Source organism: Fictibacillus sp. BK138 (assembly GCF_004216955.1).
In the GTDB taxonomy this organism is placed as follows: Bacteria; Bacillota; Bacilli; order Bacillales; family Fictibacillaceae; genus Fictibacillus.
Genome location: NZ_SGXL01000001.1, coordinates 2,409,954 through 2,436,022 on the forward strand (window position 1 = coordinate 2,409,954; position 26,069 = coordinate 2,436,022).

Here is a 26,069-nt window from a genome sequence, read left to right on the forward strand (position 1 = left end):
TTTACTTGCTGTATAGCTTATATCGACACTGTTCCAGCTTCTATAAAGCCTTTTTTCGCCAATATTGGAGAAAACCCTTCAACATTTTTACCAAATTTTATATCTTTTTTTATATATTTCATCATCATTAGACAAAAGAAAAAAACCCTTGCATCTGCAAAGGTTTGATCTATTATCAAATGAGTCCAAAATGTTTGAGTCCGTGATAGATTCCATCATCATCAACTGATTTTGTTACAAAGTCAGCTGCTTCTTTCGCTTCTTTCATTCCATTCCCCATCGCAATACCTGTTCCTGCAGCATTCAGCATCTCGATATCATTCAATGCATCACCGAATGCAAATACATTTTCAGGTTTCATGTTCATCTGTTTGATAAAGGCTTCGATTCCTTTTGCTTTGGATCCGCCAGTTGGTAAAATATCCAATGCATCTTCATGCCAGCGAATGAAATCAAATGTTCCTTTATAGCTTTCACGATATGCTTTCTCATGCTGCTCCTGACAGAATAATAGTACTTGATAGACTTCATTGTCTTTATAAAAGCCAGGTTGATAGAGCGGATAATTCGGCATCAGGTTGAATGTACAGCTTCTAATAATTTCATGGTCATCCGCGTTGCAGGTTGCTTTTTGATGATCTAGATATACAAGCGGATGTCCAGCACGATCTGCTTCTTTTTCAATTTTAGTGATAAATTCTGCGGGCAGTGGTGTCTTATGGATCACTTCATCCTTAAAAACAACATATGAACCGTTAAAGCTTACAAAAGAATCAACACCTAGTTCCTCACGGATAGGCTCGAACATGAATGGCCCGCGGCCGGTAGCAATAGCCACATGTACACCATTTTTCTGTAGCTGACTAATGCTTTCTTTCGTGCTTTCCGGAATCTTCTTTTCATCGTTTACCAGTGTTCCGTCTATATCAAAAAATACAATCTTATCGTTCATTTTGCATCTACTCCTGTTGTAAGTCGTACCTTATCATAGTGGTACGATTCAGAAAAAAAGTCAAATGAAGCGCCACAAAAAAGCTATTTATTGACCGTTTGATTGATTTTGAGTATTCCTTTTTCCGGCATAGATAACAGAAACACCGTTAATATGATCAACATCCCTCCTGCTGACTGGAAGCTGCCAAAAGCGGTACCGAGCCAGACAACTGAAACAATGGTGGCTACTAATGGTTCAGCACTTCCAAGCAAGCTTGTTTCGGTTGAAGAAATATATTTCAGACTATCTAGATACAAATAAAAAGGCAATAACGTTCCAAAAATAACGACAAACCCAAGCATCCAAAAAAGCGATGGCGTCCAATCAATGAATCCCGCTTGCCAAGGCTGTGCCCCTACCGAAACAGCTAAACCGCCTAAAAGCATCGCCCAGCCCGTAATTGCTGCTGACGAATAAAGTTTTAGTAATCTGACTGGATATACCGTATACACGGCAACTGAAACACCGGAAAGCACACCCCAGAAAATCGCCTCTTTAGAAACCGTTATGTAATCCAGCTTTCCATTTGTTAATAACAAAAATGTTCCTGTCAGTGCCATCAATACTGCGATCCATTCTTTACGCTTCGGCCATTTCAAAAACTTTAATGCAAAATAGATCGTAATAAATACAGGACCTAAGAACTGAAGAAGAGTCGCTGTTGGTGCGTTTCCAGCCTCAATGCTTAAGAAAAACGTCAGCTGTGCGCCAACCATTCCGGTTAATGAAAAAACAAGCAAATCCAGACGATCTCTTTTGTTCTTCCAAACTGAAAAAATATTATTATTTATGGAAACTAAGATTAAAAGCAGCAATCCTGCCATCACCATTCGAACAGATACAAGCCATGTCGCAGTTACTGCGGTATGGGAGAAGATCCACTCTGCAGCATTTCCAGAAAATCCCCAAAGTGAAGCACCGGTTAAAGCTAATGCAATTCCTTTCCATTTCGTGATGTTTTCTCTATTCTTAAGCCCCATATCTCCACCCGCTCTCTTTGATTGCATCGATATTCTATGATTATCTGTAAAATTCCTTCTCTATTATAAATCCAAAACCTTAAAATAGCATGTGCAAAATAAAAAAGAAAAACACTGACTGGAACCCAGTACAGTGCTCTTCTTGAAAATAAAAATAGGGGGATGATTTATCATACGAAATCCTAGGGGATTTGTGTCGGTAATTCAAAAAATATGCGAATACCTATCTAATCGATAACATATAAAAATATTTTCCAATAGATGCATATTTTTGTAAAAGATATACAAACTAGTATTACAAGGAGGTGATACATATGGCACGTAACAACAACTCTAATGAATTAGTAGTAGCTGGAGCACAAGCAGCTTTGGATCAAATGAAGTATGAAATCGCTTCTGAGTTTGGTGTTCAACTAGGACCAGACACAACATCCCGTGCGAATGGATCTGTTGGTGGTGAAATCACTAAACGTCTTGTTCAAATGGCTGAGCAGCAATTAGGTGGCGGATACCGTCGCTAATCGTTAGTTTTTGATTAAAACGGGACTGTACTCCTCTGAGTCAGTCCTTTTCATATATTAGGATAGTTGAATTTTGGGCGGTACAAAAAAAACTGACCCACAGGCAATTTTCCTACCTGTTTGGCCAGTTTCTTTGTTATTTTACTTTGTCTAGCTTAACTTGGATTAGAACTGGATCATGGTCACTCGCACGTCCGTGTTCTTCCATGAATTGTGAATTGATATGAACAATATCAACCTTTGTTTTCTTAGCCATGTTGTTCGTTACTAAAATATGATCTAGTACTTGTGCGTTACCTTGGTACGAGTATGTGTAGCGCTCATTAAACGGCACTTTTTCAATCATATTCGTAAGCTCATTGCCTTTTAATATTTCAAGTGAATCTGTGAATTCAAAATCGTTAAAGTCTCCAAGAAGAACTACTTTTGCATTCTTGTCCTCTTCTTTTACATCTTTAACAAAACCGTTTACGATTGCTGCGATTTCTTTACGCTGAACTTCACTTCCTAAGTATGGAGGCTGGTTCTTACCGAAAAGCGGCTGGTCTCCACCTTTTGAGTTAAAGTGGTTTGCAACTACGATCACATCTTCACCGTTAAACTCAAATTGTGCAGCTACAGGTTTACGGCTGTCCTCGAACGCAGGATTCATTGGATCGATACGCCCTGGGTTAAGTGTAAGTTTTCCATTCTCGTAACCTACAGCTTCTGTTGCCGTCCCTTTTGTTCCTTCAACAAGTGAAACGCGCTCAGGGTTATAGATGAAACCTACACGAATATTCCCCCCTGGAATTCCACCATCTTCTCCATCAACAGGTGCAATATCAGTGTAAACATACTCTGGTCCACCTTGTGCAGTGATTTCTGCAATTAAACGATCAGCACTTTCTTTTGCATCGGTAGTCCCATCTTTCGTCGGGCCGTTTCCATCTTGCATTTCTACCAACCCTACGATATCAGGTGCATTTAAATTATGAACGATTGATTCAGCAATACGTTCTGCTTTTTCATCAGATGTACCATCTCTGCCCTCTTCATTTGCCGAGAAGTTCTCAACATTGAAACTCGCAATTGTCAGTTCTTTATGTTTTTCGTGAATACGAGTAACTTCTGGTTTTGTTTTGCCTTCAACAAAAGTTGGCAGATCTTCTGCATCTGTTAACACTTTATAGTTGCTGAAACCGTAACTTACAACACCAGTGATAGCCCCATTAAAGTAATCTCCTGATTTAGCAACAAAACTTTCATCTCCCATATCAACGAAAATACGTTCAGGGTTGTAATCAAATTCTGTAATGTTTAATCCGCCAGCAGAATTAAGTCTGCTGTATTCACCGCGATCTGGAAGAACAACTAGCTCACCATATTTTTGCGGCGCAATAACAGCAGGGTTATTAATCTCTACAAGCATTCCTTCTAAACTTTCATAAAAGTCGATTCCATCTTCTTGAGGATCAAACTCGGCAAATTCATCGTTATCAATAACTTTTGTCGGTGGCTGCAGACCGAACATGCCGATTACTAAAGCACTTGGAAGTACATGGTCTTCTTCTAAAATTGAGATACTTCCATATTGAGCATTAATTTCAGTCATTGCTAAATCAGTTTTCAATTTATCTGAATATCCTTCAAGCACCCATTCTTTAACTTGTCCATTTACAGAAACGACATTGCCTTCGGTTTGTCCATGATTTGGCTGATATACAAGGACCCCTTCAGATGTATTCGAATCGTTATCTGGTTGTAGATCTTGCATGTAGAAGTTTCTTTCATCGACTACTTTTGTTACGATACCTTCTACACCTTCCACCACTTTATTTGCCACCGGTGAATTGTGACCAGCACCTTGAATATCATGAATGCGAAGTCCTGAAAGTGCTACTTGATATTTAAATTCAGCAATGCTGCTGTTTTTCAGACCTTCTTTTACAGCAATCGCCTTAATGGTTACATCTTCATTAATCGTGATTGGAGCAGTGTAAAGCGTGCTATCCGTAGTTGGATTTGAGCCATCTATCGTGTAATAGATTGCTGCATCGGGTGTTGCAGTTGAAAGTGTTACCTGAGTTCCTTTAGAAACAACTTGTCCTTCAACAGAAGTTGTAACTTCTTCTGCTTGTGGTTCCGGAGGTGTTCCATCGACAAATTGATATTCACTTGCATTTTTTAATCCGGGAACAGAAAAATAAGCTTCTACAGTACCTTTAATGTGAACTTTTTTTCCTGAATTTTCTGGATGGTCAACCAAGTTTAATGCTGTTCTCACTGCATTTTGTGGTAACTGAACAGGTAGTATCTTTTTTGGATCTCTTTCATCTGGTGAGTCAGCAAGGGCTAAATTTGTTGCTGTTGTAAATGGTCCTTCAAATTGATAACTATTCGTACTTTTGACAGTCCCAACTATATAACCTTCTACTGTTTGTATTGTCTTATCTTGTTTAGCAATCGCTTCACTAACCGTCAAAACGTCAGCGGCTGATGCTGTCTGCATAGGTAAAATTAAACTGATTACCATTGCAAATATGATACTTATATTTGTGAGTTTTTTCGTCTTTCTTTTGAACACAACCGTCCACCTGCCTATGTTTTATTATGTAAAACTTAGTAAATCCATGAAGAATATAACACAGATTTGTCGGTTCAATTGTTAGTTTTATGTTAAAACAGTCAGAAAGACTTACAAAGAATTTACGATATAGTTCTGTTTTACCAAAATCACAGTCCCGAATTTGGGACTTCCAAATAAAAAAACCGGCAGCCTAAAGCTAGTTAAGCCTTTAAGAAGCCGATATTATCTCGTATTTAAATCTCTTGTCACTGGTTCTGCTGTAAGTTCTGGGTTATTTTCACTTAGCAATTCCAGGAGAATGTCTTTATCGGTTCCACGCTCTAGCCATAGTTCCCCTTCATGTGGCCGCAGCATCACCGGCATTCTGTGATGATAGTTGCTCATGAACGAATTGGATTCCTTTGTTAATATCGAACACGTTATTTTCTCAGTATCTTCACCAGCAGGTCCTTGATTCCACCTGGACCAGATCCCAGCAAATGCAAAAGGCTTTTTATCTTCCATCGTAAACTGATAAGGCTGTTTTTTATCGCCTTCTTTTACCCACTCGTAAAAACCGCTAGCAGGAATCAGGCATCTTTTTTGATAGAAAGATTCTTTAAAGCTTGGTTTTTCTTCGATTGTTTCGCTTCTGGCATTGATGAGCTTGTTGCCGACCTTTGGATCTTTCGCCCACTTTGGGATTAGCCCCCATTTCATGTACCCTGCACGATTACCTGTGCTACCTTTAATAACGGCCAGCACATCCTGGGTGGGAGCGATGTTAAATCGGTCTTCATAATCGAACTCATTAACAATATTAAAAGCATCAATGATAAAATCCTTGTCATAATAAAGGAAATACCTGCCGCACATGTTCCCCTCTCCCTTTTAGTGATGGATAAGAGGAAGAATATTGTAAAAACTATTCTTCAGGAGGCGATTGTAATGAACAACCCCTTATCCATCTATTTAATAACTCTAACTGCCATGATAGCCTTATTAATTGGCATTGATTGGTTTATGGGCACACCGCCTTTATCCATCCTACAACGATCATTTTTCTCATTCTTCAAGTATGTGGATAAAGTCGAGTTTTTCCTGGTGATTTTTTTGTTCATTCTTCCAGTCCTGACATTCATGTGGTCTAGCTGGATGAAGAAGAAGCAAAATGCTTGAGCTGTTTTTTTCTAATTAAGAATACAACAATAAAGATCGCAGGTAAAACAACCTGAAATGGAATGTGGATAAAATGAGGCACCACATTCAATCCTTCATTAATGTGTTCTACATAATTAGATGCAATCGCGATGGAAGATAATATGACTACAACTCCCATCGGACCGATGATTGATGTTTCTTCTTTTACTCCAAATACGTCCTGCGCCGCTTTTATCGATACATATAGGAAAACTGCAACCTTGAAAAATCCACCGATGATTAATGTAAAAACAACCAATGCATCGAGCCTCTGTATAAATTCTCCAAGATTGATCTTCGCAACTGCCGCTAGAAGAGGAAAGTATACATGGGTTGCCACGTGCCCGCCAAGAACCGCTATATCCATTGCGATCGTTGTGCTTAATACAACACCGCTCACTCCCATCCCTAATAACCCTATCTTAAAAGCTTTATTTTTGTTCTTAACTTTTAAATATGGCAGCAGCATTGTAAAAACAACCATCTCTCCGAATGGAAAGGTCGGCGTAACTGGAAAAGCGGCTTTAATTACTGGAATAACTCCTTCTCCAAAAATCGGGAGCAAGTAGTTGTATTCCATAAGGTCTGCCGATAACACCAAAACCGTCAGGGTTATTCCTAACAGAGCCACCAGCATGAAAAATATTTCTCCTGTCCGAACTAGGACTTCAAAACCCAGCTTTAAAACATACACGATCGTTGCAATCATTAAGGTATTCACGACGATGATAGGCGTTTGTACAAAAACAGCCGATAAGAGAAGACTACCAAAGTCGCGCAAAACTCTCGAAGCCAAATATAAAAAGTACAGCATATAGCAGAATCCAAAAACCTTTCCCAAGAACTTGCCGCATAACACTTGTACATATTGAGTCAAGGACATCTCAGGAAACTGTTTATACAGAAAGAAATACCCTGTAAACAAAATCATGCCTGCAAACATACCAAATAATATGGCGATCCATGCATCTCTTCCAGCATCCATCCCGAGTCCGACAAGTATGGCGCTCCCCAGTTCAAACAATACGATAAGAATAAAATACTGTTGAAGATCGATTTTATATGTTTTCATGAGGACTCAACCTCTTCCTTATTTACTATCTTCTGTTCAAACAAAAATGGAGAAGTTCGAATTCCTGACCTTCTGATTCTTGAATCCACTTTCACTTTGACTTTAATCTCAGGAAAAATCCGTTTGTAGTTCTTTTTATAAATACTGTTCCACTTTTTAGGGTTTTCCCTGTAAAGAAGTTCACCGAATCCGATCACATCACTATTGTACCCTTGAGCAGTCCTTATGGTTTTCTTTATTTCTTTTTCAATCACATCGTTAAACTTTGATTCAACCTTATATATCTCCGATGGTTTTTCAAGGTTTACTGAACAATTCGTTTCTGCGATATTCGCTTCAGGAAAAACCTCTACATTTATTGTAGGAACATCTCCTTTTGTGGAGGCAGAGAGCTCCGTATTAGATCGGACTACTTCAATTGCATACCCTTTTTTATTGCCATTGCAAGGTACTGTTACAACCGAACTTGCGATTTTTCCTCTTAGCCAGAGAATGCCTCTTGCTTCTGGTCCATCGAGCCATCCTTTTAATTTTCCATTTTTAAAAACACCCATTCCTGATACTTTCACTCTTGCGGGATCACCAACTTCATAGTTCTTAGCTGTAACCGCGAGTTCTTTATCACCCGTTAATTCAATCCCATTTATTAAAGGCTCTCCGCCTTCGTTAATAATCGATTGGAGCACTTCATTTATATCTTGCTGAACGTTCTCTCCCCAATTCTTTTCCGAGATCTTCAAGATCGCAGCCACTTCATCTGAAGTCACTTTATCAATCGCTGTAAACGTTCTTAAAATTTTTGATGGTGTTGTATTTCTTGCGATCAAAACTTGTATAGTAGAACGCACTTCAGGATCACGTGACATCATATCAAGTGCTTCATAAATATTTTTTTTTGCCAGTTTCTCGCTGAATACAACCATTCGTGCATGCGCAAAAAACAAACGGCGTGAAGTTTGTTTAGTCGCTTTTCGGGTAGCCTCCATCAAGTTCTTACCTCTTGTTTCATAAACCGTAAATACAGGCTGTTTCCCACCGCCTCCGCCTGAAACCCCAGGTGCGACTTCGGTTGGGTTCACTATCTGATAAGTAACGATCAGATTCCCTTTTTCATCTAAATTGATACCGATTCCCATCACGATCGATAGCTCATCCAGCTCATTCTGATCCCAGCAGCCTGTCAGAATAAGGAGACATAAAGAAAAAGGAATGAAACATCTCAAGAAACTCATCGTGTTGTTTCCTCCTCTCTCTTTTTCTTAACTTGATAAGGCAGTGTACGTGTTGGATTTTTCTTTGCCAGATTTTCTGGTCGTTTAAATAAATGAGAGACTGGAAAACGGAATAAACTGTCTTTTAAGTCCTGTGTTTGTATCGGTGCAAACGGACTTAAATATGGAATTCCAAATGAACGCAGACTCGTTAAATGAGCAACGATCACGATCAGCGCCAGAGTTATTCCATAAAATCCAAACACAGAAGAGATAATCATCAGAGGAAATCGAAGTAATCGGGCTGATGTTGCAACAGCAAACGATGGGATCGCAAAACTCGCAACAGCTGTAATCCCAACAACGATAACCATAGCAGGTGATACGAGTCCTGCCTGAACAGCAGCTTGCCCTAATACAAGTGCTCCAACGATCGATACGGCTACCCCAACAGCACGCGGCATACGAATACCCGCTTCACGCAGTATCTCAAAAGTAATCTCCATAACCATTGCTTCCGCTATAGCCGGGAAAGGAACACCTTCACGCTGAGCAGCGAGCCCGAAAAGCAATGTGGTCGGGATCATTGCCTGATGAAAGGTTGTAAGCGCGATATAAATGGATGGTGCGATCAATGAGATAATGAAGACAGAAAAACGAAGTAATCTCAAAAATGTACTAATGTCATATCTCATGTAATAGTCTTCTGACGATTGAAAGAACTGTATGAATTGAGTAGGTGCGATAAGAGAGAAGGGCGTTCCGTTTACAATAATGCCGACACGTCCTTCTAAGATGTTTCCGATAACCACATCTGGTCTTTCAGTGCTCATCAATTGCGGAAAAACAGTAACAGTCTCGTCTTGTATAAATTCTTCGAGCTGTCCCGTTTCAAGTAATCCATCTGTTTTCACTTGTTCGATTCTTTCTTTTATCTCCTGCACGATTAAAGGATTAACGATGTTATCCATATAAACGATCGCTAGATCTGTCCTCGTGATATCACCCACCACGAACTTTTCAATCCGTAAATCCGGAGATCTTACTTTTCTTCGGATCAATGAAATGTTTGTTTTCATGGATTCCGTGAAGGCTTCTTTCGGACCGCGAATGACAACTTCAGATGTCGGCTCTTCGATGTTCCTCATCTTCCCGCCATTAGTGCCCATCTTAAGGCCCTTCGTGTTACCTTCAACTAATAAAACACTTAATCCAGCGAGGAGCGCCTCAAGCATTTCTTCTTCAGTCTCGACATCTAGAACTCTGCCTAAAGCTAATGCATTCTGCTTAATGTAATGAAGTGCATGCTCAACAGGGACTGGAGATGATTGCTTATCAGATGTAAGTTTCATCAACGGATCCAAAATAAATTCACTCAAGAGCTGTGTATCGTTCATTTCTTCTAGGAATATGAGAGTTGCTGTTACTTTTTGTTCAAGTTCGAACTCAAATTCCCGGATAATAAGGTCAGTCGGATTCCCAAGACGTTTTTTAATTCGATCAACATTGATATGTAATGATGGGCTAAGTTCTCCTACTTTTACTTGTTGCTGCTCATCATTTGATTCTCCAACTACTGAAGAACCTGACTTCGTTTGAAGAGAAGAACTTTCGCCTGCTTTTTTATCCGCAATCATATCTGATAATTTTTTATGGGTTTTGATAACTGGGCGTTTTCTTCTATTCCGCATAACCATCCGCCTTTTTTCCAATCTTTTCTTAGCATTTGCGGAACGGTCCTTGGATATGTAAATTTACAGCACAAAAAAGCCCCTAATTCGTTTTACCAACAAATTAGGGGCTTCAAACAATTTAACAAGATTAATGCCAGGGTTCTGTATCCCTGGCTGGAAAAAGGTTAACTTTATTATATCACCTTATTCTCATTTTGCGAATCTTAACATCTATAATTTTTAAAAATATATCTTTATGCTCAAATTGAATCCCATGGCTTTTTCACACCGAATTCTTTTGCTAATTTTTTGCTTTCTTCTCGGCGTTTCTTTCTGGCAATCGCCCGTTCTGGTGCATGTTCATGCAGCCATTTTTCCTCTTCTGTTTCAGGTATGACTTTTGGCACTGGTGTCGGCTTCCCATCCTCCCCCATGGCTACAAACGTTAAAAAAGAAACCGCGCACACTTTGCGCTCTCCTGTTAACAAGTTCTCTGCAATCACTTTCACGAAAACCTCCATCGAAGTGGTTTTCGTCCAAGTCACGAACGACTCTAAACAAACGGAATATCCTTCTTTAATTGGCTGCAGAAAGTCAACCGAATCCGTCGAAGCGGTAACAACATGTTTACGTGCATGACGAATAGCAGAAATAGCAGCAACATCATCAATATAAGCCATAAGCTTGCCGCCGAAGAGCGTTCCATGATTGTTTGTATCAGGTGGCAGGACAACTGAAGATTTAACAGTGCGTGACTCGCGTACATATTTGTTTTCCATAATCTAAACTCCTATCCCTTTCAGGTCATTGATAGTATATGTTTATTTTTAAGATCTTTTCTGTGAAATTTTAACTTTTGGTGTGCCGCAGAAAGCAAGCATCTTAAGCCGAAGTCAACTTCTCTCATTCTAAATAGTAAAGGCTCTTTTCTAAAAGATGGTTTTTTTTCGATCTTTTCTTCATTGACATGTTGACTAGAGTGCAAGGTGGGAGACTCCAGTGGGACAGGTGAGATTCCTATTGGAGCGGAGCGGCAGGAGGCTCACCGCCAGCCCCGCGGAAAGCGACCATCCTGGAACGAAAGTAAACCACATGCAAAAGCAACAAAGTTTGCGTAAATAGCCATAGTAAAAGACCTCTGCTTTTTTACCCGGGCACAGAGGTCTTTAAACAACGTATTATTTTTTCACGACTGCATGTCCGCCGAACTCATTACGCAGAGCAGCGACTACCTTGCCGTGGAACGTGTCATCTTCTAATGAACGGAAACGCATGAATTGTGAAAGTGCGATAACTGGAGCTGACGCCTGATAATCAAGTGCAGCTTCAATTGTCCAGATCCCTTCTCCTGAAGAGTTCATAACGCCGCGGATATCTTCCAGGTTAGGCTGCTTGCTGAACGCGTTCTCCATCAATTCGATGAGCCAGCTTCGGATGACAGAACCATTGTTCCATACTCTCGAAACAGCCTCATAGTCATAATCGAAATCACTCTTGTCCAAGATTTCAAATCCTTCTCCGATCGCTTGCATCATTCCGTACTCGATGCCGTTATGAACCATCTTCAAGAAATGACCAGATCCAGCACGGCCTGTAATTAAGAAACCTTTTTCAACACAGATTTTCTCATATAAAGGAGCAAGATAATTTACTGCATCATCATCTCCGCCCATCATCGCGCAAAGACCATAGCGAGCTCCGTCCGTTCCGCCGCTAGTACCAACATCCACAAAATGAATACCATCAGCCTTTAACTCTTCGTAGCGGCGAAGTGTATGCTTGTACATGGAGTTTCCGGCATCAACTATAATATCTCCTTCAGTAAGGTGCGGTTTAAGTTCGTTGATTACTTGGTCAACGATTTCACCTGCAGGTACAAGAAGAATAACTGCTTTTCTTCCAGAGAATGAATTTGCTAATTCTTCTACGGATTCTACACCTTTTACGCCTTGTTCAGAAATCTCTTTTACTGTGTCTTTGTTAACATCTGTAGCGATAACGGTATAACCTTTATCGTTCATGTTCAATGCCATATTAAAGCCCATTTTACCAAGGCCGATCAATCCGATTTCCATTGTTCAAATCACTCCATTTTATGTATTTCGTACTTTTTTGTATTATTCCACAAAATAAAGGCTCTTAACCTTTACATGCAACACTGTCTACTACCTTATCGAAAAATGATCAAAAAAACAATTATTTAATCATGTTTTGCGGGTGTTTTATCTATTTTACAAGGAATCTGAAGACTCACAGGGTTTTGCCTAAACAGATTCACGTTTGTCCACATAATCTATAGGATATCGGTTTATTGGAGGACAATACGTGAAAAAAATTATAGTGCTTGCCGTGATCGGTCTTATGGCTCAGTTGATCGATGGATCACTCGGCATGGCCTACGGTGTAACTTCTACAACTCTCCTGTTAATGGTTGGACTTACCCCAGCGATCGCATCCGCTTCTGTTCATTTGGCTGAAGTTGTGACATCAGCTGCTTCTGGGTACTCTCATTTCAAGTTTGGAAATGTCGATATCAATATTGTTAAAAAGCTAGTGCTTCCTGGAGCGATTGGTGCTTTTACAGGAGCAGCCTTTTTGAGCTATATACCAGCTGTACTCATCAAACCTTACATCTCTTTATTCCTACTTGGATTAGGCATCTATGTGATATTCCGATTCTTACTGTTAAAAATTGCAGCGATGCCTGTTGATAAAATAGAGTCCGAAAAAAAAGTAAAACTTTATAGACCTGTAGGTTTAGCTGCCGGGTTTTTAGATGCAACAGGCGGCGGAGGCTGGGGTCCTTTGACGACACCACTGCTTCTTACACAACGACATTTAAAACCAAATATAGTTATCGGATCTGTGAATTTCAGCGAATTTGCTGTATCTTTATCAGCATCTATCGGCTTCTTTTTATTCATCGGCTGGGATACCCTTTACTGGCAAATCGTATTGGCCATGATGGTCGGCGGGGTCATCGCTGCTCCGTTTGCCGCATGGCTTGTAAAACATTTAAAACCTGCATTATTAGGAGTGCTCGCCGGCGGGGTTATCATCCTGACAAACCTGCGTACCATTTTAAAAGAGTTTTTTTCTTTGGAGCTGTTTCAGGAAATGCATTATCTGTTTCCCTTGCTGCTTGTTTGGTTCCTACTGATCATCGTGGCTGTTCGCAAAAAAACTTAAAAAAGTAACAGGGGACAGACCCGGGTCTGTCCCCTGTTACTTTTTACACTATTCTTTTCGCTTGTTCTTACATCTTAGTCTTCAAACCAGAGGATGCCTAGAGTACCTGCCCCCACATGTACTCCGATCGCCGGACTCAGCTGACCAAGATTAATTGTTATGTCTGGATATTTTTCTTTTAATAGGTGCAGCCAATCTTCGGCTTTTTCAGATGAACCGCTATAAACGACACTCACTCCATTTACAGAGGTTCGTGCCGCAGCCTCCTCAAAAAGAGCAAGAACACGCGACTCTGCTTTTTTTAACGTTCTTATTTTTTCAAATGGGACAAGTGATCCATCATCAAATGTAAGGATTGGTTTGATCTGCAGGAGGTTTCCAACCAAGAAACTTGCACCTGATAATCTTCCTCCACGTCTCAGCTGCTCTAAGCTTCCGATGCATACATATCCTTTCACTTGATCCGCAGATCCTCTCAATCTTGAAGCGATTTCTTCTGGTGCAATCCCTTCTTCTTCTAACCTCTTTCCTTTTAAAACCAGCTGCTTCATTGCTTCAGAAGTAATTTTCGAATCAACGATATGCACAGGAAAATCTGCCATATCTGCTCCTAGCCTGGATCCGTTAATGGTGCCACTGAATTTCTCTGATACATGTACAGCGATACCGCAGTCATAGTCGTGCTTAAGCACTTCATAGAAATCAGAAAACTCACCAACAGTCGGCTGACTTGTTTTCGGAAGTTCGGTAATTGTTTCCAATTTTGTATAAAATTCATCTGGTGTAATATCAACACCATCTTTGTATACCTCTTCTCCCATAATGACCGATACCGGTATAATATGTATGCCAAGCTGCTTCGCTTCCTCTTGTGTAATACAGCTTGTACTGTCTGTAATCCAAGCAATACGTGCCATCTTTCTTCCCCCTTTTTTCTCTCTGTTTTCTATTAGATATTCGTGAAAGAAATCCTCTATTATGCCCGCAATATATTTTTATTGCTAAATTAAATCTATATTTCAATAGTTTAAATACTAGCGCAGAGATACACATTGGTAACTAGATACTTTATACTACATATTAATGGAACTTATCGGAAATTTATATTAAAATAGGAGTAATGTAAGCTAAGGAGGCAGTACTGTGAAAGTGGTAGCAGATAGTAGAAATGTTTTGATAGAAGTAGAGCGGATAGAGAAGGCATTTGTAGAAATCATGGACGTGCTAAAACCAGAAATTTGGGAAGAAGAAGAAATTACCTCTACTCAGTTTCAAATTTTGAAAACACTTTCTACTCGTGAAAAGTGGACCGTTTCTGAAATTGCCGACGCTATGAAAGTTCGTGCAAGTGCTACTACTGTCATCATTGACAGACTTGTAAAAAGAGGGTTAGTGGACCGTTATCGTTCGGAATTGGATCGCCGAATCGTCTATGTACAGCTGAACCATACTGGTTTAGATGCCTTCGGGATGATTCAGGAAAAAAGAAATGGTGTTCTATCAAAATACATGTCACAGCTAACAGACAAACAGCTGGCTGATATGGTTGAATGTATCGAACACCTTTCTTCGATCGTTAAAAACTAATATTCCAACCACCCTGCCCTTACTAATAATCGCAGCTTAGTCTTACTACTTTTCATACTATACAATTAACACGCTATCTCGAACGGATAGCGTGTTATTTTTTTTTACACCTTTTATTTCTATTATATTCTTTAAAACACTAACAATTCAGTAATTATGTACGATATAAAATACAACCGAATAGTACAAAAGTTTGAATACAACAATTAGGGGTCAAACATGTCAAAGATAAAAAGATTAGAAAGACTATTACTATCAATTAATACTAAAAAACAATTTACCTTAAAAGAATTAGCGGTAGAATTTCAGGTTTCTACTCGTACGATACAGCGTGACCTATTAAGACTTATGGAAATGGGTTTGCCCATCATATCGGAGTTTGGTCCACATGGCGGATACCGGATAGAAAACGACCGGATACTTCCACCAATTGGGTTCACTGAGATGGAAGCTTCCGCAATTTTATTTAGTCTTCACTCCTATGAGGCAGAAAGTTTTCCTTATCAAATCCAAAGCAGATCTGTCTCTCATAAACTTCTTCAATACTTGCCAGCGGATGCTAAAGAAAGTTGGGAGCACGTTCAAAAACGCCTATATTTACAATTCCCCCTTCCTGAGCAAAATTTGCATGCACCAGTAATGCTTGAAGCGGCAATAAAACAAAAAATCGTGACAGTTCTTTATCATATTCAAGATTCTAAAACATACTGCAACATCCAGCCAATCGGAATCTACAATGAAGATGGAGAGTGGTTCTGTCCAGCTTATTGCTACTCACTGACAGATTTTCATGTGTTTAAACTTTCCGATATCCAACAAGCAGTAATCAATTATGAACCTATGGATACAAAAGACTTTACTGATATCACCATACATAACTGGGCAGCGAAAATAACTCCGCGTTCCTATTTGGAGCTCGTAGCTGAAATTGCACCTAAAAAAACAGATTACTGCTTCTCGCATCCCTTTCTTAAACAGTTTATCGTCAAACTTGATGATGGAACGATCATGCTCAAGGGTAGGGTTTTGTTAAATCACATCAATAAAATAGCAGACTATTTATGGTTCTTAAAATCTGACATAACCATTCATTCCCCCAATGAAATAAAGGTGATTCACGCTCGCTGGGCAAAAGAGATCTCGGCGAAAAATGAACTTATTTTAAATATGTAATCAAAATGATACATATTTTTCCTCTATTAAGCGTATACTATAAGTAGAACAGAAAAGGGGGATATCTATGGCTTTTTTTTCAAAACAACCTGCAGAGCCGATTCCAGACGTAGAAACGAAGGTGTGGGCTTGTTCGAGTGACGGCTGCTCATGCTGGATGCGTGCTGACTTTTCTTTGCAAAAAGAACCTCAATGCCCCATTTGTAAATCATCCATGAATGAGGAAATCCGGATGCTTCCTGAACTTAAGAGTTAATGAAATAAATAGAAAACCTGCCGGGTATATCCCGGCTTTTTCTATGCCTCGATTTGGACAGACTCCTTCTTTTTAGCTTATACATAAACAGCGTGAGTGTTTAACTTTTTGCACATCCGGGTACGATTTGTATACAAGCAAAAAAGGAGGAATTGATCATGCATAACGAAAATAATTACACATCACACACTACAACAGCGGAACCGGTATTTACGCATTCAGATTTCCAAACACGTGAAACATATGATAATAAAAAAGGTTCTGGATCTAGGTTCACAACTGGACTTGTAGTCGGGAGTTTAGTAGGTGCTGCTGCAGCACTTTTATATGCACCAAAAAAAGGCAATGAGTTCAGAAACGATTTGCGTGATAAATCTATCCAGCTTAAAGAGCGTACCATGCAAAAGAAAGATGAGACAATGCTAAAAGCCAAGCTTGGCCAGATGGACGCAAAAGATGCTGTTGAGTCTATGAAAGATAAATCCAGCAGCATGTCAGTTTCCGCCCGTCAAAAACTGCAGGAAGCAAAAAATACAGTTAAAGAAGCTAAAAGTGAAACAAAAACAGCGATCGATGAAGCAAAAAAGGAAGCTGAAAGAGACGGTTACAGCACGCAATCTTCAACAAATACTACTGCTGTAGTAAAACCCCGTACAATGACAGGAACAGATTCCACGTCCTATGAGAAAAAGCAAAGTGATGTAAATAATAAATATTGATGATTGTAAGGAAAAAGCCGGACGCGATGTCCGGCTTTTTCCTATTGTGTTTGGGTTTATTCCTAAGACTTTTGTTTTTGGATGGATTTTCTGAGGTTTCTTCATTGCCAAGTTGATTGCAGTGGAGAGGGCGAGACTCCGGCGAGATTAGGGGGACAGGTGAGCCTCTGGCAGGCATTCATCGCCTTGAGGGCTCACCGACCGCCCCGCGGAAAGCGAACCCTTAGAGCTGAGATCAACTTCCCCTCTTTATCCTTTCAACAGCCTGAGCCCATTTAAAATGACAAGTATTGTACTCCCTTCATGTCCGATCACCCCAAAAGGCAGTGTCAGAACCTGAAAGAAATTTGCCAACAGCAAGAAAAGAATAACACCAATTGAAAAAATGATATTCTGTTTAACGATTTTTGATAACCGTTCTGATAAACGCATAGCATATAGCAGCTTGCTTAGATCATTTTTAACTAGCACAACATCCGCTGTTTCAATCGCAGCGTCACTTCCCATTCCCATCGCAACGCCAACATCCGCAACTGCCAGGGCCGGAGCATCATTCACACCATCCCCGATCATAGCCACAACAGCTTGGCGTTCTTTCCATCTCTTGACTGTATTCACTTTATCTTCAGGCATGCAGGAGTAGCCCACTTCATCTACTTTGGCAAGCCTGCCGATCATTTCGGCTCCGCGCTTTGAATCTCCGGTCAGCATCAGCGTTAATATTTGCTTTTGTTTCAAAGCCTCAATAGCATCGATTGTCTCATCACGTACTGTATCACCTATTAAAAAATAAGCTGCGAGCTCATGATCAGCAGTGACATATACTACCGTCTGTCCTGTAACTTCATTATCTCTTGTTAGATCTTCGATTAATTTTGACTCTCTTTTTTCAGTTATACCCGTCAGTTCCCTGCTGCCGATCTTCCATTGAATACCCGCAGCTTCGGCTTTAACCCCTAATCCAGGAATATCTTCATAAGAGATGAGTTCTTTCTGGTTATCTTTATAATCCGGCTCCAATTTATTTAAGATCGCCTTTGCTAAGGGATGGGTACTGTTTTTTTCTATCGTATAGATGATCGGAACCAGAATTTCTTCTTTGATTGAAGGATGAACGTACTTTACCTCTGTTACAGATGGATTACCTTCTGTGAGTGTTCCTGTTTTATCAAAGGCAATCACATTTACCATACTTAGCTTCTCAAGGAAAACACCGCTTTTAAAAAGGATCCCTTGCTTGGCTGCATTTGAAAGTGAAGCAAGCAATGCTGGCATAGTCGAGGCAACAAGCGCACAGGGCGATGCTACAACCAGTAAAACACACGCACGGTATAACGATTCTGAATAACTCCACATACCTGTGGAACCAGGTACCAGCACCGTTAATGCTGCAGCTAATAGAACAAACAACACATACTTCGCTTCAAACTCTTCTATCTTCCTCTGAACCGGCGGTGCTTCACTCTGAGCCCTGTTCACAAGGTCTATCATTCTTTGAAAAACGGAATCTTTCATATGCTTCGTTACGGAAACTTCGAGAAGTCCAGTTTGATTTAGGGTACCTGCTAATACTTCTGAAGAGAGCTCGATCTCTCTTGCAAAGGATTCACCTGTTAAAGCTGATTCGTTCACAAAAGACTTTCCCTTCATTACGATGCCATCTGCTGGAATTCTTTCACCAGGTTTTACTTTTATCAAATTACCAGGTTCTAGACTGGAAGCATTTACCCGAATTTCTTGGTCACCTGAGATTAGCCATGCTTCTTCAGGCTGGAGAGAAATGAGCGATTTGATTTCTTTATCACTTTTTTGAAGGGTGTAACTTTCGAGCGCACCAGAATAGGCAAAAATCAGTATGAGGACAGCACCTTCTCCCCAATAGCCGATGGCAGCCGATCCAATCGCGGCAAACATCATTAATAGTTCTACATTCAGCTGCTTTTCCTCGATACTGCCTTGTATGCCTTCAACTGCCTTTGCGTAACCGCCTACAATAAACGCCAGTATATAGAACAGCACATAAAATGGTGACTGGGAATACGTTTCAACGAGCCAAGCGGATAGAATTAAACAACCCGCCGTGGTAGCAAGTATAAGCTGGGTCCGTGCAGAGAGTTCCATTTAAACTTCCCTCCTACGTATTGATAATAACAATCATCCTCATTACCCTTATAAAAGCAGAAATGCTGCCGTCTAAACGACAGCAGCCTGAAAACTATCCAATATTCGGTTCCTAGCCCTACTATTCTATGTGGGACCTTTAAAAAAAGTGACACGTCAAATGTTATTTTTATTATACATCTTTGTTTCAAAGAATGGAATGAAAGTCGTTAACTGAAAGTAGTTGATTTCCGCTTCAGGTTTTCAAAAAATTTGAAAGTGTTGATCTCCGTTTCAGGATGCTCGCTTTCCGCGGGGCGTGCGGTGAGCCTCCTTGACACTATGTGTCATTAGGAGTCTCACCTGTCCCGCTGATCCCGCCGGAGTCTCGCACCCTTTCGCTCCAACCAACTTTCAATGTAGCAGAAAAAACTGATGCTTTAGTCAATACAAAAAGCTAATCTACAAAGGAAGATTTCTTTTCTTAAAGACAACTAAACTTCCGCCGAATAAAACGAGTGCAGCCATTACGAGCATCGTGCCGGTTAACAGGGCATCTGTTTCGTTATTAATCATTTTAATGGGGTCATACAATTTGAATATCGTAAAGTTCAATAGCCATTCTGTATCTTCACTCAGCTTTCCTGCCATGTTCAGCATGTAGAAGAAAAGGGTTAGCCCGGCAGAAATACCAAGCGCCTTTTTCTCATCATTAAATGATGATGAAATGAAGAAACAATATCCGGCAATCACGAGAAAAATGAGGAACGTTAATACATTTAGTGTTACAAATGATGCAACATCAAGCTCATAACCTGAAATGAGCCATTCACTTGCGGCAATTCCGCTAAGTGTAGTAAAAGCAACAATCAACGCTAGCCCTGTAATGATTACTGCAGCTTGAGTAGCAGCAATTTTCAGCCTTGAATTTGGTGTAGCAAGCAGATATGCCATAGAACCTTGATCCACTAGGCGCGCCATTAACCGGGTAGAGGTTAAGATGACATAAACCATAAGAATGATTAAAAATAACATGCCGTAAAATTCGCCTGCAATATAATCAGCCAGTGAGTTGATCCCATTTTCCATGCCGATCAGCTTGCGCATACCTTCTGGCAGTGCGTTAATCATGTCGTTGAATCCCTTCATGTCGGCTATAGAAGGATAGATCCAGATGATCAATACGATATATGCAACTGCTCCGTATATGAATCCACCCAGCATTTTCGCATGGCTCTTCATCATGGAAGAGTATAGTGGCCAGCTCATTTCACCACTTCCTTTCTGTCATAATAGTGCATGAAGATATCTTCTAAATCCTGCGGTCTCGTATCGACGTGTTCCACTTCACAATGGCTAAGTAACTGAACAAACTCCTGATCATTTCCTTGCACGGTAATATGAACGGTCTTTTTCCCCATGACCTCCGTTTGGAGCTGGGATTGACGAATGGTTTCAACATCCGATTCTTTTTTAACTTTTACCTCGAATACACGTCTTTGCACGGTTCTTAATGAATGGATATCTTCTAGTGCTACAAGCCTGCCATCTTTAATGATTCCCGCTGAATCACACGTGCGCTCAATTTCCTGAAAGCTGTGGGATGACATCAGAATCGTCTTGTTTCTCTGTTTTTCTTCTAAAATTAAATCAATGAATACACGCTGCATGAGCGGGTCAAGCCCTGAGGTTGGTTCGTCTAAGATCAGTACCTCTGGATCATGCATGAAGGCTGCAATAATCCCTACCTTTTGTTTCATCCCTTTTGACATTTTGCGGATAGGGGTTTTTACATCCAGCTGAAACCGCTCAATCAGCTCATCTCTCTTTTGAGGCACGTTTTGTTTTCTCATTTTTTGCATTAGGTTTAAAAAATCCAGACCATTCATTCCTTCTAAAAAGACGATCTCACCAGGGAGATATCCGATCAGCTTTTGAACTTCTGCTGACTTTGCCCAACAATCCAGATCATTGATAGTAGAACCTCCATCGTCCGGTTTCATAAAACCCATCAAATGGCGTATCGTTGTAGACTTGCCTGCTCCGTTTGGTCCGATATAGCCAAAGACTTCCCCTTTTTTTACTTCGAAATTTAAATCAAACAAACCTTTTTCAGGTGTAAAACGTTTAGTAAGCTTTTTAACATTTATCATAAAGCACACCTTCTTTTTGAAATATTTATATTCGTATATTTCAAAATTATCATAAACCCATATCAATATTTTGGCAAGAAGTTTTTGAAATATGGCGTTTGTTATTTTTCAAAAAATGTTTTATCCTATTATTGAGGTGAAGTGTTTTGAACGGATATGAACGCCGAAAAGAACAAAAGAAAACAGATATAAAAAAAGCCGCCTTTATTCTATTTCAGCAGCAAGGGGTTAAAGATATAAAAATCGAAGACATCGCCAAAGAAGCTGGTGTTTCACAAGTTACGATCTACAACCATTTTGGTAGCAAAGAAGCATTGTTTAGGGAAGTTATCAAAGATTACACCATTGAACAATATGAATTTCATAAAGAACTGTTTGATAAAGACATCTCATTTCATGAAAAAATGACGACAAGCATCCTTCATAAAACGAAGCAGGTAGCTAATATTCATCCAGAAGTTATACGAGAAATGATGTTAGTTGACGAAGAATTGAGGGGTTATTTAACTGAATTTCAATCGTCTTATGCCATCCCAATGATTATAAAATTAATTAAAGACGCGCAAAAAACGGGTGAAATCAATCCAGAACTTTCTGAGCAATCGATCATGTTATACATCCAGCTTTTTAATAACGATATGCTGATCTCCATGATTACTGGTGAGAACGGAAAAAAATTAGCGTCAGATATCTTTCAAATGTTCTTCTATGGATTATCCAAACCAAAGGAATAGACCGAAGTGAAAAAGAGCTTACGATATAAAACAACGTTTGCATAAAAGGTCATTCAAAGAAGCTTTCAACCAGGAAGCTTTTTTATTTGCTTATATTATTTTTGTTAGGGAAAAGTAAAAAGAAACAAAGATTGAATAAAAGTTTTGTAAATTTTTGATTACAATTCATTCTTTTTCGACAATTATTTTGTATAATGTGTTGGGTGGTTAAAAAAGACATAAATAACTGCTGGATATAAAGGGTTAAAGAAAAAGACTTAAAGACATTTCTTTTGGAGGGTACTTATGTTTACAAAGAAAAAGGATAAGTTTGCTGTAATGCTTACTGACATTGCAAGCAACCTTAAAGAATCTGCTGGTTATTTCTACGATTTCAAGATCAATAATGAAGATGATCTGCGTGAGTTTGCTGATCATTTGAAAGAACTTGAGTCAAAGGGCGATTCTTATGTTCATACCGTTATCATGGAATTGAACAAAGTATTTATTACACCTATCGAAAGAGAAGACATCTTATCACTTGCTATGAGCATGGATGATATTCTAGATGGAATAGAACAGGCTTCTGCCCTTTTCGATATCTATGCCATCACAAACCCTGATGAATATATGGTTAAGTTTGTTGAAAACATCAAATTAAGTGCAGACGAGATTTTGCTGACTGTGAATCTTCTTGCTGATAAAAAACTTCTTGATATGCGCGAACATGCTATTAAGATCAAAGATTATGAATCAAAATGTGACGATTTGTATCGTGAGGCACAGCGTCAATTGTTCGCTACTGAAACGGATCCAATCAAAGTAATCAAGTACAAAGAAATGTACGATGTACTTGAAGGCATCGCCGACAGCTGCCAGAACGTTGCAAATACACTAGAATCCATTATCATGAAAAACGCGTAACGGGTAATTGCAATGGAATTTGATTCTATATTAATTCTTACCATACTAGTTGTGATCGGAGCATTAGTGTTTGATTTTATCAATGGATTCCATGATACAGCAAACGCCATTGCAACATCGGTCTCAACAAAAGCTTTATCACCTAGAAAAGCCATTCTTTTGGCTGCTGTCATGAACTTTGTCGGAGCTATGACATTTACAGGTGTTGCAAAAACAATCTCAAAAGACATTGTTGATCCATTTACACTTCAAAACGGGTCAGTCGTCATTTTAGCTGCATTAATCGCAGCGATTGCATGGAATTTAATTACGTGGTACTACGGTATCCCAAGTTCTTCATCACATGCGATCATCGGATCGATCGCTGGTGCAGCAATTGCTGCTGCAGGATTTGAGGCTTTGCACTATTCCGGGTTCCTGAAAATTATCTACGGATTATTGCTTTCTCCAATTCTGGCATTTGCAGTTGGGTTTGTATTCTATCATTTGATCAAACGTATCTTCAAAAATGCTAATTTAACAAAAACAAATAATAATTTCCGAAAAGTTCAAGTGGTAACGGCTGCATTCCAAGCCTATTCACATGGTACGAACGATGCTCAAAAAGCGATGGGTATCATCACGATGGCTTTAATCGCGAACGGCTATACAGATAGTACAGATATTCAATTATGGGTTCAGGTTTCCTGTGCTCTTGCAATGGGACTTGGAACTTCAGTAGGTGGATGGAAGATCATCAAAACAGTCGGCGGAAAGATTATGAAGATTCGTCCGGTTAACGGTGTTTCTGCTGATCTAACGGGTGCTTCCGTAATCCTTGGTGCCTCAGTTCTAGGGATTCCTGTTAGTACAACGCACGTTATTACATCTTCTATCCTTGGCGTAGGTGCCTCTCACCGTTTAAGAGGTGTTAAGTGGGGCACTGCTAAGACCATGTTGATCACTTGGTGTATAACATTACCGATCTCAGCAACACTTGCTGCATTATCCTATTTTGTTTTAAATTTATTTTTCTAAATAAGAGAAGAAGCCCGGGAAACCGAGCTTCTTTTTTTGAATCGTTTTGGGAACTTTATTCGTCATCTCGTTTCCATAAAATGGTTAATTATGTGATCAACACGATTTTTTATGTGATGAGGAGCAATTTTTATGTGATGAGCATCCTTTTTTATGTGATAAATTGCTTTTAGAAGAAGAAGCCAGCTGAATTCATCTGACTTGACCTGATTTTTGAAGCGATTTTCTATTTTACAGCAGGCTTGATCCAGATCTTTCGGAAATCCGCCCAACCGAACGTGTTCATCGAAACATTCTTAAGGCTCGCAGGGAAATTCTTTTTCCGGTATGTATGATAACTGTTCAGTACAAGTCTCATCTCATGCAGATAATGTTCTATTTCGTCCATGTACTTCTTTTGCTTCTCCTCATCCTCTTCATCCATAAGATGGTTCACGATTCGCTGGACATGCTCCCCTTCTTTCCCTGCCAAAAAACGATTAACGAAACTTGCTTTATGTTTAAAAAAGTTTATAAAAGCAAGGACAATGTTGTTCTCGAACATTTCGCCCATAATGATCATATCTGAGTCTCTAGTCACTTCCTCATTGTAATATTCCGTCAGTGGAAAAGGATGAAGCATCAGATTCAGACCAATGGATTCCGCTCTCTTCTTCAGCCAAGTTGCATCTTCATTGCTGTATTTCATATCAAAAAAACTTAATTTAAGAATCTCACCGTTGTAACCTGATGCTTTTAGGGATTCTTCAGCCTGTTTCAATGTTTTTTCACCAGGCGGATTCTCAAGGCTCTTTTCAGGAAAAAGACTGGTTGCAGCCAACAGTTTGTCTTTCTTTAGCTCTTTGATCATCAGCTTAATATCAAACAAATGATAGATTGCATCTCTAAAGTGCCAGTTATGGACGATGGAATCTTTGTTTAAGTTGAACGTGATATAGTTGCAGCCTACCTGCAAGAGGTCGACCCCTTCACCTGCCTGTTCATTTGCCGATTCCGGCAGTTCATAATGAAGAGCTACTTTTGAGTTCTCGGGAATCTGCCAGATCTCAATCCGGTCAAGCCATGCTCTTTCTTTAAAATAATGAGTGTTCGCTTCTAATACGAGTACATCCTCACGAAAGTCCGTGACAGAGAACGGACCGGTTCCAATCAAAGCTGTTTCATCTTCCGGCTGGACAGCCATTGAGATCGAACTTACAAAATGAAGGAACATCCTCGTCTTTCTTTTTAAGAAAAATTGAATCGTGTATGGTCCCATACACCTAACATCTGATACAAGTGCTGTCTGCCATTGACACGGCGAGTTCGCGTTCTGGTCTTTTAACCGTTGAAAGGTATACCGTACATCTTTAGAAGACATATGTTTGCCATGGTGAAACATAACACCTTTTCTCAAATAAAAGGTGATCGTCCGCCCGTCCGCTGATACGTCGTAATCATGAGCTAGATGCGCGTCAAATCTTTTTTCGTTCTCATCATATTGCAGAAGCGTATCATAGATCTGCCGGGCAAAATGTGATTCAGAGGAGACAGATACAAAGGCTGGATCCAGTGTGGATAGCTTTCGTGTCATCGGAATCTTGAGAACATCTTTCGCGGTTTCTCGCCCTTTCTCCTGATAGCCAAAGTAAGTGTTGAGCGTGTGATGAAGTTCTTCTTTAATATCCTCTGGAAGATTTTCTTTTAATAGATTAATAGCCGCGTTCAAATCCTCTTTCTGCAGCATTTGATGGAAGATCTCCAGAATGCCGGAACGTATATCATGATGGAAAGTTAGCGTTGAGGTGTTTCCCCTCCCTCTTCCAGGTTTCCAAGTGAGCCAGTTTTCTGCTGCCATACGTTTCAAAAGGATTTTAATATTTCGTTCCGTACAGCACAAAACATCAGCAAGTTCTTGGACGGTTATCTTCATTGAATCTGTGTAGTCGTTCTCTTTTTGATGCAGCCGGAGACTCACATAATAATCGAGCAGTTTCATAGGGTTACCTCCAATTTATTAAAAGGGGAAATAATAATAAAAAGTTTACCCTTTTTCTTCT

24 protein-coding genes are annotated in these 26,069 nt (G+C 39.8%); 10 read left to right on the plus strand and 14 right to left on the minus strand.

What is annotated here, in order from left to right:
- Nucleotides 1-175: 175 nt before the first annotated feature.
- Entirely contained in the window at nucleotides 176-952 is a 777-nt protein-coding gene (locus EV282_RS11930) for a Cof-type HAD-IIB family hydrolase (protein ID WP_130296022.1), read from the minus strand.
- A gap of 83 nt (nucleotides 953-1,035) precedes the next feature.
- On the minus strand, nucleotides 1,036-1,974 hold the full coding sequence (locus EV282_RS11935; RefSeq protein ID WP_165389439.1) for an EamA family transporter: 939 nt from the start codon (nucleotides 1,972-1,974) through the stop codon (nucleotides 1,036-1,038).
- Nucleotides 1,975-2,288: 314 nt separating this feature from the next.
- Between EV282_RS11935 and EV282_RS11940 the strand changes: the two genes are divergently transcribed.
- Entirely contained in the window at nucleotides 2,289-2,495 is a 207-nt protein-coding gene (locus EV282_RS11940) for an alpha/beta-type small acid-soluble spore protein (RefSeq protein ID WP_066288466.1), read from the plus strand.
- A 136-nt stretch (nucleotides 2,496-2,631) separates the two neighbouring features.
- Here the strand turns inward: EV282_RS11940 and EV282_RS11945 are convergent, their stop codons facing one another.
- Nucleotides 2,632-5,061: a DUF6359 domain-containing protein gene (locus EV282_RS11945; protein ID WP_130296024.1), complete on the minus strand. Its 2,430-nt coding sequence runs from the start codon at nucleotides 5,059-5,061 to the stop codon at nucleotides 2,632-2,634.
- A 225-nt stretch (nucleotides 5,062-5,286) separates the two neighbouring features.
- Nucleotides 5,287-5,919: an SOS response-associated peptidase gene (locus EV282_RS11950; RefSeq protein ID WP_130296025.1), complete on the minus strand. Its 633-nt coding sequence runs from the start codon at nucleotides 5,917-5,919 to the stop codon at nucleotides 5,287-5,289.
- Nucleotides 5,920-5,991: 72 nt separating this feature from the next.
- On the opposite strand from EV282_RS11950, the gene EV282_RS11955 reads away from it, so the two are divergent.
- Nucleotides 5,992-6,222, plus strand: a complete 231-nt coding sequence (locus EV282_RS11955) for a hypothetical protein (protein WP_130296026.1) — start codon at nucleotides 5,992-5,994, stop codon at nucleotides 6,220-6,222.
- Here the strand turns inward: EV282_RS11955 and EV282_RS11960 are convergent.
- The 5 genes from EV282_RS11960 to gnd form a co-directional block, all read right to left on the minus strand.
- Entirely contained in the window at nucleotides 6,191-7,315 is a 1,125-nt protein-coding gene (locus EV282_RS11960) for a GerAB/ArcD/ProY family transporter (protein ID WP_130296027.1), read from the minus strand. The genes EV282_RS11955 and EV282_RS11960 overlap by 32 nt on opposite strands.
- Nucleotides 7,312-8,547 carry a Ger(x)C family spore germination protein gene (locus EV282_RS11965; protein WP_130296028.1) on the minus strand — a complete coding sequence of 412 codons (1,236 nt, stop codon included), beginning with the start codon at nucleotides 8,545-8,547 and terminating at the stop codon, nucleotides 7,312-7,314. Before EV282_RS11965 ends, EV282_RS11960 begins: the two co-directional genes overlap by 4 nt.
- Complete coding sequence (locus EV282_RS11970) at nucleotides 8,544-10,217, minus strand: spore germination protein (RefSeq protein ID WP_165389440.1); 1,674 nt, start codon at nucleotides 10,215-10,217, stop codon at nucleotides 8,544-8,546. The genes EV282_RS11965 and EV282_RS11970 overlap by 4 nt, the downstream gene beginning before the upstream one ends.
- Nucleotides 10,218-10,459: 242 nt before the next feature.
- Entirely contained in the window at nucleotides 10,460-10,978 is a 519-nt protein-coding gene (locus tag EV282_RS11975; RefSeq protein ID WP_077361996.1) for an acyl-CoA thioesterase, read from the minus strand.
- Between the two features lie 399 nt (nucleotides 10,979-11,377).
- Complete coding sequence (gene gnd / locus EV282_RS11980; protein WP_130296030.1) at nucleotides 11,378-12,274, minus strand: phosphogluconate dehydrogenase (NAD(+)-dependent, decarboxylating); 897 nt, start codon at nucleotides 12,272-12,274, stop codon at nucleotides 11,378-11,380.
- Nucleotides 12,275-12,524: 250 nt separating this feature from the next.
- Here gnd and EV282_RS11985 point away from each other — a divergent pair, with 250 nt between their 5' ends.
- Nucleotides 12,525-13,388 (plus strand): sulfite exporter TauE/SafE family protein, encoded by an 864-nt coding sequence (locus EV282_RS11985; RefSeq protein ID WP_130296031.1) that lies wholly within the window; start codon nucleotides 12,525-12,527, stop codon nucleotides 13,386-13,388.
- A 74-nt stretch (nucleotides 13,389-13,462) separates the two neighbouring features.
- Here EV282_RS11985 and EV282_RS11990 read toward each other — a convergent pair whose 3' ends face one another.
- The gene (locus tag EV282_RS11990) at nucleotides 13,463-14,305 is read right to left on the minus strand and encodes a DegV family protein (protein ID WP_130296032.1); all 843 of its coding nucleotides are present in this window, start codon (nucleotides 14,303-14,305) and stop codon (nucleotides 13,463-13,465) included.
- 226 nt (nucleotides 14,306-14,531) lie between these two features.
- On the opposite strand from EV282_RS11990, the gene EV282_RS11995 reads away from it, so the two are divergent.
- The 4 genes from EV282_RS11995 to EV282_RS12010 all read left to right on the plus strand — a co-directional run bounded on the left by EV282_RS11995 (nucleotide 14,532) and on the right by EV282_RS12010 (nucleotide 17,123).
- Nucleotides 14,532-14,975 (plus strand): MarR family winged helix-turn-helix transcriptional regulator, encoded by a 444-nt coding sequence (locus EV282_RS11995; RefSeq protein WP_130296033.1) that lies wholly within the window; start codon nucleotides 14,532-14,534, stop codon nucleotides 14,973-14,975.
- Nucleotides 14,976-15,194: 219 nt separating this feature from the next.
- Nucleotides 15,195-16,148, plus strand: coding sequence for a helix-turn-helix transcriptional regulator (locus tag EV282_RS12000; RefSeq protein ID WP_130296034.1), 954 nt, complete (start codon nucleotides 15,195-15,197; stop codon nucleotides 16,146-16,148).
- A gap of 67 nt (nucleotides 16,149-16,215) precedes the next feature.
- Nucleotides 16,216-16,404, plus strand: a complete 189-nt coding sequence (locus EV282_RS12005; RefSeq protein ID WP_130296035.1) for a cold-shock protein — start codon at nucleotides 16,216-16,218, stop codon at nucleotides 16,402-16,404.
- Nucleotides 16,405-16,562: 158 nt separating this feature from the next.
- Entirely contained in the window at nucleotides 16,563-17,123 is a 561-nt protein-coding gene (locus EV282_RS12010; protein ID WP_130296036.1) for a YtxH domain-containing protein, read from the plus strand.
- Between the two features lie 249 nt (nucleotides 17,124-17,372).
- On the opposite strand, the gene EV282_RS12015 is transcribed toward EV282_RS12010, so the two are convergent.
- From EV282_RS12015 to EV282_RS12030, 3 genes are all read right to left on the minus strand, one after another.
- Entirely contained in the window at nucleotides 17,373-19,244 is a 1,872-nt protein-coding gene (locus tag EV282_RS12015) for a heavy metal translocating P-type ATPase (protein ID WP_130296037.1), read from the minus strand.
- Between the two features lie 441 nt (nucleotides 19,245-19,685).
- Nucleotides 19,686-20,492 carry an ABC transporter permease gene (locus tag EV282_RS12025; RefSeq protein WP_130296038.1) on the minus strand — a complete coding sequence of 269 codons (807 nt, stop codon included), beginning with the start codon at nucleotides 20,490-20,492 and terminating at the stop codon, nucleotides 19,686-19,688.
- Nucleotides 20,489-21,376: an ABC transporter ATP-binding protein gene (locus EV282_RS12030; RefSeq protein WP_130296039.1), complete on the minus strand. Its 888-nt coding sequence runs from the start codon at nucleotides 21,374-21,376 to the stop codon at nucleotides 20,489-20,491. Before EV282_RS12030 ends, EV282_RS12025 begins: the two co-directional genes overlap by 4 nt.
- 146 nt (nucleotides 21,377-21,522) lie before the next feature.
- Between EV282_RS12030 and EV282_RS12035 the strand changes: the two genes are divergently transcribed.
- From EV282_RS12035 to EV282_RS12045, 3 genes are all read left to right on the plus strand, one after another.
- Nucleotides 21,523-22,110, plus strand: coding sequence for a TetR/AcrR family transcriptional regulator (locus EV282_RS12035; protein ID WP_130296040.1), 588 nt, complete (start codon nucleotides 21,523-21,525; stop codon nucleotides 22,108-22,110).
- 285 nt (nucleotides 22,111-22,395) lie between these two features.
- Entirely contained in the window at nucleotides 22,396-23,013 is a 618-nt protein-coding gene (locus EV282_RS12040) for a DUF47 domain-containing protein (RefSeq protein ID WP_130296041.1), read from the plus strand.
- Between the two features lie 12 nt (nucleotides 23,014-23,025).
- Nucleotides 23,026-24,030 carry an inorganic phosphate transporter gene (locus EV282_RS12045; RefSeq protein ID WP_130296042.1) on the plus strand — a complete coding sequence of 335 codons (1,005 nt, stop codon included), beginning with the start codon at nucleotides 23,026-23,028 and terminating at the stop codon, nucleotides 24,028-24,030.
- 226 nt (nucleotides 24,031-24,256) lie between these two features.
- Here the strand turns inward: EV282_RS12045 and EV282_RS12050 are convergent, their stop codons facing one another.
- Complete coding sequence (locus EV282_RS12050) at nucleotides 24,257-26,008, minus strand: ABC transporter substrate-binding protein (protein ID WP_130296043.1); 1,752 nt, start codon at nucleotides 26,006-26,008, stop codon at nucleotides 24,257-24,259.
- Nucleotides 26,009-26,069 lie beyond the last annotated feature (61 nt).

Coding starts and splice junctions, on each gene's coding strand:
- EV282_RS11955 (WP_130296026.1), top strand. CDS start 5,992: ATGAACAACCCCTTATCCATCTATTTAATAACTCTAACTGCCATGATA.
- EV282_RS11930 (WP_130296022.1), bottom strand. CDS start 952: ATGAACGATAAGATTGTATTTTTTGATATAGACGGAACACTGGTAAAC.
- EV282_RS11960 (WP_130296027.1), bottom strand. CDS start 7,315: ATGAAAACATATAAAATCGATCTTCAACAGTATTTTATTCTTATCGTA.
- EV282_RS12045 (WP_130296042.1), top strand. CDS start 23,026: ATGGAATTTGATTCTATATTAATTCTTACCATACTAGTTGTGATCGGA.
- EV282_RS12030 (WP_130296039.1), bottom strand. CDS start 21,376: ATGATAAATGTTAAAAAGCTTACTAAACGTTTTACACCTGAAAAAGGT.
- EV282_RS12000 (WP_130296034.1), top strand. CDS start 15,195: ATGTCAAAGATAAAAAGATTAGAAAGACTATTACTATCAATTAATACT.
- EV282_RS12015 (WP_130296037.1), bottom strand. CDS start 19,244: ATGGAACTCTCTGCACGGACCCAGCTTATACTTGCTACCACGGCGGGT.
- EV282_RS12040 (WP_130296041.1), top strand. CDS start 22,396: ATGTTTACAAAGAAAAAGGATAAGTTTGCTGTAATGCTTACTGACATT.
- EV282_RS12050 (WP_130296043.1), bottom strand. CDS start 26,008: ATGAAACTGCTCGATTATTATGTGAGTCTCCGGCTGCATCAAAAAGAG.
- EV282_RS11950 (WP_130296025.1), bottom strand. CDS start 5,919: ATGTGCGGCAGGTATTTCCTTTATTATGACAAGGATTTTATCATTGAT.
- EV282_RS12010 (WP_130296036.1), top strand. CDS start 16,563: ATGCATAACGAAAATAATTACACATCACACACTACAACAGCGGAACCG.
- EV282_RS11940 (WP_066288466.1), top strand. CDS start 2,289: ATGGCACGTAACAACAACTCTAATGAATTAGTAGTAGCTGGAGCACAA.
- EV282_RS11970 (WP_165389440.1), bottom strand. CDS start 10,217: ATGCGGAATAGAAGAAAACGCCCAGTTATCAAAACCCATAAAAAATTA.
- EV282_RS11990 (WP_130296032.1), bottom strand. CDS start 14,305: ATGGCACGTATTGCTTGGATTACAGACAGTACAAGCTGTATTACACAA.
- EV282_RS12025 (WP_130296038.1), bottom strand. CDS start 20,492: ATGAGCTGGCCACTATACTCTTCCATGATGAAGAGCCATGCGAAAATG.
- EV282_RS11975 (WP_077361996.1), bottom strand. CDS start 10,978: ATGGAAAACAAATATGTACGCGAGTCACGCACTGTTAAATCTTCAGTT.
- EV282_RS11965 (WP_130296028.1), bottom strand. CDS start 8,547: ATGAGTTTCTTGAGATGTTTCATTCCTTTTTCTTTATGTCTCCTTATT.
- EV282_RS11935 (WP_165389439.1), bottom strand. CDS start 1,974: ATGGGGCTTAAGAATAGAGAAAACATCACGAAATGGAAAGGAATTGCA.
- EV282_RS12005 (WP_130296035.1), top strand. CDS start 16,216: ATGGCTTTTTTTTCAAAACAACCTGCAGAGCCGATTCCAGACGTAGAA.
- gnd (WP_130296030.1), bottom strand. CDS start 12,274: ATGGAAATCGGATTGATCGGCCTTGGTAAAATGGGCTTTAATATGGCA.